The following is a 6288-nucleotide window of genomic DNA, read 5'->3' as shown; positions in this document are numbered from 1 at the left end:
GGCCCGCGCTCTCGTTTGACTCTCACTGACCTCACCGTCATCGTACGTACACGAACGATATGGGTGTCTACCTTCGTCCATACAGCCTTGAAGAGGCGCTGAGCGTGCTGGCTCGGCGGCACACGGTGCTGGCCGGCGGCACCGACTTCTATCCGGCGCGGGTCGGCCGGGCGATCGACGAGGACGTGGTCGATATCGGCGGCATCGACGTTTTGCGCGGTATCACCGCCGATGCGGCAGGCTGGCGATTGGGCGCGACCACGACCTGGAGCGAACTCATAGAGGCCGATCTTCCGCCCGTGTTCGACGGCCTGAAGCAGGCCGCCCGCGAGGTCGGCGGCCGGCAGATCCAGAACGCCGGCACCTTGGCCGGCAACATCTGCAACGCCTCGCCGGCCGCCGACGGCGTGCCCGCCCTGCTGGCGCTCGATGCCGAGGTCGAGATCGCAGGATCGACGGCCCGGCGGCTGCCGCTCCGCCAGTTCATCACCGGCGTGCGCCGCACGGCGCTGGCGCCGGGCGAGCTGGTGGTGGCGCTGCACGTGCCGCGCCCCCGGCATGATGCCGAAAGCGCGTTCCTCAAGCTGGGCGCACGGCGCTATCTCGTGATCTCCATCGCCATGGCGGCGGCGACTCTGGAGTTCGCCGACGGCCGCGTCGCCGCCGCCCGCGTCGCCGTCGGTGCCTGTTCGCCCGTGGCCGAACGGCTGCCGGCATTGGAGGCAGCGCTGATCGGCGCGCCGCGCGACCGACTGGCCGACCGGGTCGATGCCGCGCAGCTCGCGCCGCTCTCGCCGATCGACGACGTACGCGGCAGCGCCATCTATCGGCGGGACGTGGTCGTCACCCTGCTGCGCCGCCTGCTGATGGGCTTCGCCCGATGAAGGTCGACTTCACCCTGAACGGCCGATCGGCCGCTTGGGAGGGGCCGCCGATCACGCGACTTGCCGCCGCGCTGCGCCTCGACCTCGGACATACCGGCACCAAGGTCGGCTGCGACGCCGGCGACTGCGGCGCCTGCACCGTCCTGCTCGACCAGAGACAGGTCTGCGCCTGCCTGGTGGCGATGGGCCAGGTTGCCGGCCGCACGGTCGAGACCGTCGAGGGCCTCGGCGATGGCAACGGCACGCTCGCCGCCTTGCAGACGTCGTTCCTCGCCCATGGCGCTGCCCAGTGCGGCATCTGCACGCCCGGCATGCTGATGGCAGCCCACGAGCTTTTGGGCAGGACGGCGCGGCCGACGCGCAGCGACGTCGAGGATGCGCTGGGCGGCGTGCTCTGCCGCTGCACCGGCTATGGCAAGATCGTCGACGCCGTCATGGATGCAACGGCATCCCTGCCGGTTGCACCACCGGCCGGTGGTGCTGTCGGTGCGCGGCTGGCGCGGGTCGACGGCATCGCCAAGATCGCGGGTCGCGAGAAGTTCGGCGCCGACGATGTTCCCGCCGATGCCCTGTGGATCCGGGTCGTGCGCTCGCCGCATGCGCGGGCGCGTTTCACCCTGGGTGATCTTGGGCCATTGCGCCGGCGCCTCGCCGCGGTGCTGACGGCGGCCGATGTGCCGTCGAACGGCTACGGCATCTATCCCGACATCAAGGACCAGCCGGTGCTGGCCGATGGCCAGGTGCGCTATCGCGGCGAAGCCGTCGTCGCCCTGGTCGGCGAGCGCGAGGTCGTGCTCGCGATCCGCGACGAGGAGGTGCCGATCACCTGGATGCCGGAGCCGCCGGTCGTCGGCATCGAGGCCGCGACCGCGCCCGATGCACCCCTGGTGCAGGCCGACAAGCCGCGCAATCTCCTGCTCGAGGGCGGAGTCCGGCGTGGCAAGACCGATGAAGCCTTCGCGACCTCGGCCGCCGTGGCCGAGGGCGTGTTCGAGACCACCTTCGTCGAGCACGCCTATATCGAGCCCGAGGCCGGGTGGGCCGAGCGCGTCGGCGATCGCATCGAGATCCATGTCTCGACCCAGACGCCCTACATGGACCGCGACGAGGTGGCGATCGTCATGCGGCTGCGGCCCGAGGCGGTGCGCATCGTGCCGACGGCCTGCGGCGGCGGCTTCGGCGGCAAGCTCGATCTCTCCGTCCAGCCCTTGGTGGCGCTGGCAGCATGGAAGCTCCGGCGGCCGGTCGCCCTGGTCTACACGCGGCCGGAAAGCATGGCCGCCTCGACCAAGCGCCATCCGGCGCGCGTTGCCGCGAAGTTCGGCTGCGACGCCGAGGGCAGGCTTTTGGCCTGCGAGGTGACGGCGAGCTTCGACACCGGCGCCTATGCCTCGTGGGGACCGACTGTTGCCAACCGCGTGCCGGTGCATGCCATGGGGCCCTACCGCGTGCCCAATGTGCGCACCTGGGGCGACGCGTGGTTCACCAACGCGCCGCCGTCCGGCGCCTTCCGCGGCTTCGGCGTGCCGCAGGCCGCCATCGCCCACGAGGCGATGATGGACGAGTTGGCCGACAAGCTCGGCATCGACCGCCTGGAGTTCCGCCATCGCAATGCGCTCAGGGTCGGCGACACCACGGCGACCGGCCAGACGCTGGCCCATTCCGCCGGCCTGGCCCAGTGCCTGGACGCGCTGCGGCCGCATTGGCGCAAGGCGCAGGACGAGATCGCAATCTTCAACGCGCCCGGTGGTCCGAAGCGGCGCGGCGTCGGTGTCGGCTGCATGTGGTACGGCATCGGCAACACTTCTATGTCGAACCCGTCGCGCATGCGGGTCGGCCTGTCGCCGGCCGGCACGCTGACGCTCTACAGCGGCGCGGTCGATATCGGCCAGGGCTCCAACACCATCATGACCCAGATCGCGGCCGATGCGCTGGGCCTGCCAGTCGCCCAGTTCGCCCTGGTGTCGGGCGACACCGATCTCACCGCCGACGCCGGCAAGACCTCGGCCTCGCGCCAGACCTTCGTCTCGGGCCAGGCCGCCGAACGCGCCGGGCGCGACCTGCGCCAGCAGATCCTGCGCCTGGCCAATGCCGGGTCGGACGCCACGCTCTCGCTCGACGGGCCGAAGCTTGCCGTGCGCGATGGCGACGAAGTGCGCGTGATCGATCTCGCGACGGCCGGCACCCTGATGGGCGAGGGCACCTTCGATCCGCCGACCATGCCGCTCGATGCCGACGGCCAGGGCATCCCCTATGCGACCTACGCCTTCGCCGCGCAGATCGCCGTCGTCGAGGTCGATATCGAGCTGGGCACGGTGAAGGTGCTGCGCATGGTTGCTGCCCATGATGTCGGCAAGGCCATCAACCCGACCCTGGTCGAGGGCCAGATCGAAGGCGGGATCGCCCAAGGCCTGGGCCTGGCGCTGATGGAGGAATACCTCCCCGGCCGCACCGAGAACCTGCACGACTATCTCATTCCCACGGTCGGCGACGTGCCCGAGATCGAATGCATCCTGATCGAGGATCGCGAGCCGCTGGGTCCGTCGGGCGCCAAGGGCGTCGGCGAGCCCGGCTTGGTCCCGACGGCGCCGGCCATTTTGGGCGCGGTCCATCACGCCACCGGCGTGCGGGCGAAGCGCGTGCCGCTGTTGCCGCATCGCCTGCGCGAGGCCATCGTTGCCAATTCGCTCACCTCTCCCGCGAAGCGGGGGAGGCAGGGAGGGGGCTCATGAGCGACGACATCACGCTCACCGAGGCCGAGGCCAAGGCCGGCATCGTGCGCTGCGATGCCTGTCCAGTGCTGTGCCGCATCCGGCCGGGCCGCGCCGGCGCCTGCGACCGCTATGCCAACGAGGACGGCAAGCTGGTGCGCGTCGATCCCCTGGTGCTGCTGGCCAAGCCCGACCTCGCGCGCGTCGCTTTCGTCGAAGGCAGCGATTCCTGGCGCGGCGAGCTTGGCAAGGGGGAAGGCGCCTTCATCACCGGCATCGGCGCCACCACGACCTATCCCGACTACAAGCCCGCACCGTTCATCGTCTCCTCGAAGCACGAGGGCGTCGACATGGTCACGGTCGTGACCGAGGGCATCTTCAGCTACTGCGGCGTCAAGGTGAAGATCGACACCGACCGCTACCTTGGTCCCGAGCAGGCCGCGGTGCGCGTCAAGGGCGAGGCGGTGGGCCACGTCACCACGGCGGAGTATGGCTCGCAGATGCTGTCGCTGGGCGGCGTGCATCACCTGGTCGGTGGCAGCAAGAAAGAGGGCGTCGTCACCTGCGACGCGCTGCTGGCGCTCTGCAATAGAGAAGCCGTCGAGCTTGCGATCGACGATGGCTCGACCGTGGTGGTGCAGGCCGACCGGCCGCCGGTGGTCAACGGCACGCGCGAGGAGCGCATGCGCGTCGGCTGCGGCTCGGCCGCCATCGGCATGTTCGCGCCGCAATGGCAGGGCCATGTCGACGAGGTGATCGTGGTCGACGACCACATCACCGGTGTCCTGAGCGAGCACCAGGGCGGCCGCTTCCTCGACATGAAGCCCGCGGGCATCCGCGTGCGCGGCCGCAAGTCGACTCCTGGCCGCTATTTCCAGGTTGCCGAGCCCGGACTGGGCTGGGGTGGCACCAACGTCTCCGATCCGCTGGACATCATCGAGAAGATCGATCCCAAGCAGGCCTGGCCCGGCCTGAAGCTGCTGATGGTCTCGACCACCGGCGAGCATTCGGCGTGGTTCGAGCTCGACCAGGACCTGAAGCCAAAGCCCGCCGATATGCCGGCGCCGGTGCGCCATGTCGTGGAGCGCATCGCCGAGAACTGCGAGCCCGCGCTGTGCACCGTGATGTTCATGGCCGGCGCCGGCGGCTCGCTGCGCGCCGGCGTCACCGAGAATCCCGTGCGGCTCACACGCTCGGTGCGCGATGCGCTGACCAAGGTGACCTTGGGCGGCGTGCCCGCCTATGTCTGGCCAGGCGGCGGCATCACCTTGATGGTCGACGTTGCCAAGATGCCGGAGAAGTCGTTCGGCTACGTGCCGACACCGGCACTGGTGGCGCCTATCGAGTTCACCTTGCGCGCCAGCGACTACGCCGCGCTGGGCGGCTACGCCTCGCGCGCTGTCACGCTCGAAGACGTGCTGCGCACCCACAAGGTGCGGCTGGACGAGGGTGGGCAATGAGCGCCATTGCTGCCCGCTTCCCTGACGGCCGCCTGCATCTGCAGCACGGGCCGATCGATCTCATCATCGAAGCGTTCGGCGCCGTATCGGAAGTCGAGCGCGCCTATGCTCAGGCGATCGATCGCTTCAGCGACATCCTGCCGACCTTGGTGCGCGAGCTCCCAACGCTACGCCGCCCGGTCGGCGATGCCTATCCGCTGCTGCAGGGGCCGGTGGCGCGCCGCATGGCCGAGGCCGTGTGGCCGCATCGCGCGGTCTACATCACACCGATGGCCGCGGTGGCTGGCGCCGTCGCCGACGAGATACTGCAGGCGCTGGTAAAGGGCCGCACGCTCGACAAGGCCTACGTCAACGACGGCGGCGACATCGCCATCCACCTGACGCCGGGCCACGAGCTGCGCGCCGGCATCTTCGCCACTGCGCTCGACGGCGTTGCACGCCTCACCCACGACCAGCCGGTACGCGGCATCGCCACTTCAGGCCGCGGCGGGCGCTCGTTCTCCCTGGGCATCGCCGATTCGGCGACCGTGCTCGCGACATCCGCCGCCGCTGCTGATGCCGCGGCAACGCTGATTGCCAATGCAGTGAACCTGGACCATCCAGCGATCGAACGTCGACCCGCGCGCGAGCTCGATCCCGATAGCGACCTTGGCGACCTGCTGGTGACTGTCGCGGTCGGACCGCTGCCGGATGTCGCTATCGCCCAAGCCCTGGACAGCGGCGCGGCCGAAGCACGCCGCCTGCGGCTCTGCGGCCTGATCGAAGGCGCGGCGATCTCGCTTGGCGGCCAATGGCGACTGGAAACGGGCGGCACGGCGCTTGCTCGGGTGAGGGCAGGATGAGCGATCCCCTGAAGGAAGCGATGGCGGTGCTCGACGCCTACATGGACGGCCTCAATCGCCGCGACGAAGCGGCGACCAATGCGGCCTGCAACTTCCCGCATGTGCGGTTGGCTGGCGGCAAGGTCGTGGTCTGGAACAATCACGGCGACTACAAGCTCGCGGATTTCATCGCGCGAGCGGGCGAGGGCTGGGCGCGCAGCCAGTGGGACGAGCGCACGCCGATCCATGTCGGGCCGGACAAGGTGCATCTGAAAGTCGCGTTCAGCCGCTGGAAGGCGGACGGTTCGCTGATCGGCCGCTTCGAGACGATCTACATCGTCACGCGTCAGGATGGGCATTGGGGGATACAGGCGCGCTCTTCTTTCGCGAACTGAGCGGCTTGTGATGCGTA

At 69.6% G+C, this 6288-nt stretch carries 5 protein-coding genes; all 5 read left to right on the top strand.

Translation table 11 applies throughout. The features are described 5' to 3' along the window. The first annotated feature begins 59 nt into the window (after positions 1–59). From RSO01_RS32340 to RSO01_RS32320, 5 genes are read left to right on the top strand one after another with little or no spacing between them, the layout of a single operon-like run. Positions 60–884 (top strand): FAD binding domain-containing protein, encoded by an 825-nt coding sequence (locus RSO01_RS32340; RefSeq protein WP_147154689.1) that lies wholly within the window; start codon positions 60–62, stop codon positions 882–884. After that, positions 881–3616 (top strand): molybdopterin-dependent oxidoreductase, encoded by a 2736-nt coding sequence (locus RSO01_RS32335; RefSeq protein WP_147154688.1) that lies wholly within the window; start codon positions 881–883, stop codon positions 3614–3616. The genes RSO01_RS32340 and RSO01_RS32335 overlap by 4 nt, the downstream gene beginning before the upstream one ends. Next, on the top strand, positions 3613–5055 hold the full coding sequence (locus tag RSO01_RS32330) for a 6-hydroxynicotinate reductase (RefSeq protein WP_147154687.1): 1443 nt from the start codon (positions 3613–3615) through the stop codon (positions 5053–5055). The genes RSO01_RS32335 and RSO01_RS32330 overlap by 4 nt, the downstream gene beginning before the upstream one ends. After that, complete coding sequence (locus RSO01_RS32325) at positions 5052–5897, top strand: UPF0280 family protein (protein WP_147154686.1); 846 nt, start codon at positions 5052–5054, stop codon at positions 5895–5897. Before RSO01_RS32330 ends, RSO01_RS32325 begins: the two co-directional genes overlap by 4 nt. Continuing rightward, on the top strand, positions 5894–6271 hold the full coding sequence (locus RSO01_RS32320) for a DUF6841 family protein (protein ID WP_147154685.1): 378 nt from the start codon (positions 5894–5896) through the stop codon (positions 6269–6271). Before RSO01_RS32325 ends, RSO01_RS32320 begins: the two co-directional genes overlap by 4 nt. The last annotated feature ends 17 nt before the right edge of the window (positions 6272–6288 follow it).

Source organism: Reyranella soli (assembly GCF_007992495.1).
Taxonomy (GTDB): Bacteria; Pseudomonadota; Alphaproteobacteria; order Reyranellales; family Reyranellaceae; genus Reyranella; species Reyranella soli.
This window is presented reverse-complemented; position numbering and strand designations above follow the sequence as displayed.

What these genes read in the sequence shown, in the direction of transcription:
- RSO01_RS32320 (WP_147154685.1), top strand. Translation starts at nt 5,894, where the DNA reads ATGAGCGATCCCCTGAAGGAAGCGATGGCGGTGCTCGACGCCTACATG.
- RSO01_RS32330 (WP_147154687.1), top strand. Translation starts at nt 3,613, where the DNA reads ATGAGCGACGACATCACGCTCACCGAGGCCGAGGCCAAGGCCGGCATC.
- RSO01_RS32340 (WP_147154689.1), top strand. Translation starts at nt 60, where the DNA reads ATGGGTGTCTACCTTCGTCCATACAGCCTTGAAGAGGCGCTGAGCGTG.
- RSO01_RS32325 (WP_147154686.1), top strand. Translation starts at nt 5,052, where the DNA reads ATGAGCGCCATTGCTGCCCGCTTCCCTGACGGCCGCCTGCATCTGCAG.
- RSO01_RS32335 (WP_147154688.1), top strand. Translation starts at nt 881, where the DNA reads ATGAAGGTCGACTTCACCCTGAACGGCCGATCGGCCGCTTGGGAGGGG.